Origin of the sequence: Butyricicoccus sp. OF27-2pH9A (assembly GCF_027693185.1) — a bacterium.
Taxonomy (GTDB): Bacteria; Bacillota; Clostridia; order Oscillospirales; family Butyricicoccaceae; genus Agathobaculum; species Agathobaculum butyriciproducens.
In genome coordinates, this window is sequence record NZ_JAQEXK010000046.1 from 1 (window position 1) to 2349 (window position 2349).

Annotated in this window: 1 protein-coding gene; it reads right to left on the reverse strand. The window is 48.6% G+C overall.

The features are described from left to right. Positions 1-261: 261 nt before the first annotated feature. On the reverse strand, positions 262-2349 hold a 2088-nt coding region (locus tag PG722_RS13850), incomplete at its 5' end, for a hypothetical protein (RefSeq protein ID WP_270580876.1).

A 2349-nucleotide genomic window follows, 5' to 3' on the forward strand; every position in this document is an offset into this window, starting at 1 on the left:
CTCCGCCGCCTGCATGTTCGGCTGGTCGGGCAGGTCCGCTAAACGCTTCGTGAACGCGCCCTGTCGATACGATTCAAATCCCATAAATATACCTCCTGTTCGGCGTTTCGCCGTTTGTTTGAGGTATAGAATAGCCGATTTTTCCGAAATTGCAAGAAAAACTTTTGGATTTTTGCGAATTTTTTCGGGGAAAGGGAAAACCCCCGAGGAGATTTTCCTCGGGGGTTCCTTTACGTAAAATCGAATCGCGGGATTCAGAGATTACTTGGTGATGTTGCCGTCAACGTCAACGAAGATTGCAACAACATTCTTGGTGTCATTGTTATCCTCGAATACGATGTAAGCATTCTTGGTGCCCTTAACGCCATCATACTCGATTGCGCCGTTGTTATCAGCAGCCTTATCATCCTCAGCACTTACGTAGATGATCTTAACATCATCGTCAACCGCCTTGGTGATCAGCTTAGCCTTGTCGCCGATATCATTGGTCTTATCCCAGTAAGATACGATCTGACCCTTTTCATCGTACTCGTCGATAGCAGCCATGGTGCTCGGCTTGTGGTAGTCAGTATTCTCGTTCTTCAGGTAGATAGTGATATCAGATGCAGAGTATACCTTATCAGAAGCCTCATCGAAGCTTACCAGATAGCCTTCCTTCAGAGTGGTGTCGCTGTCACCCTCGATCAGAACGGTCTTCTGGGTGTTAGTATCAACATCAACAGTGTAGGAGGTGTAGGTGGTGTCGCCATCCTTAACAGTGCCGTTTTCCTTAGATACGATACCGTAAACAGTGTCTGCGGTAGAACCGGACGGCTTGGTGGTCAGCTCAACATAAGCTGCAACAACCTTGTTGTCGTCCAGAATGGAAGCAACAGCTGCACCAGACTTAGCCTTGATATCGTTCAGGTTGCGGATGGTGTATGCGTAGAAGTCACCCGGCTTACCATAAGTAGCGGTCTTATTTACGAATACAACAGCATCAGAAGTAGCAACCTTGTTGTTGAAGGACTTAGTGTCCTTAACATATACGGTGGTGTCCTTATTCAGAGCCGTAGAACCCTGAACCTCGGTGATCTTGATCTTGTTATCGGAAACATTCGAATACTTGATCAGAACGCCAGTCTTAACATCGGTAGTCTTCAGCTTGGTAGTACCCTGAGAAGTGGAGTCCTTATGAACAACAAACTTGCCTTCGGAACCGTCAGCCTTCAGGATCTTAACTTCCAGCGGATCGAAGCCAGAGTCAATAGTCTGAGAGTCATTGGTGTCCTCTACGATTGCATAGTTCTTGGTGCCCTCAGAGGTCTGCTTAGCAGCGTAAACAAGACCGCCAATCGTGTACAGGGTGTAGGTCTCGCCAATCTGATCCTTGAAAGAGGTCTCGAAATCAGAATCAACAGCGGTGGTAGCCAGAGAAGCGATATCATAGGAAGTGCCGTCAATGCTTACCTTGCTGGTGCCCTTGAAGCTGGTCAGCTTGCCTTCAACGGTAGCTGCCTTGGTAACAATGCTCTTAGCAGCAGAGTTGGTAGCCTTGGTGTTGTACAGAGTGGTAACAACAACGATATCGTCCTTCTTAACGCCGTCGTAAATGTCGTTATCCTCAAACTTGATGGTACCAACGCCATTGTTGATGGAAACCTTCTCGGTGTTTACAGCAGTAACGCGAGCCAGATTGGACTCAACAACGTAAGCCTTTACGATATCACCGTCATCGTTGCAGATGAACTTAACAGTGTCAGCAGAAGTAGCCTTCAGCTTGGAGATCATGTCATCAGCAACCTGATCAGCGGTCATAGCTGCAGCAGCAGTATCCTTCTTAGCGCCGTAGTTGTAGTTGATGTACTCGTCGTCCTTAGCAATCTTTGCTACATCGTAGTTCTTGTCGCCAAAACGAACAGTGCCGTCATCCTTCTGGGACTGCAGGTCATCCTTGGTGATGTTGTAAACCTTGGTAGTACCGGTTACATAAACGCCGTAGATGGTGTCCTTCTTGTCCGGCTTGTTAGCGGTGCCGCCAGTAGCATCCTTGTACAGTACGGAAACTTCCTCGCCGATGTAGGAGAGGTCCAGCTTGCTGAACTTGAAGTCAGCGTTAGCCTTTGCAACGTCCTTGCCGTCCGGAGTGCCGTATACACGGATCAGACCGGTGTCCAGACCGCAAACGTCCTCGTTGCCTTCGAAGGTACCAACCCACTTCTTCATGCTCATGTACTTCTCGCCAACGGTCTCCAGCTTGTCAGTGCCAAGCAGGTTCATGTTGGTGTACTCGCCGTCACGCAGGGTAACAGTGTGAGCAAAAATGGTGTTGTAAATCAGCTGTGCAGCGTACTGACGCGGGCAAGCGGA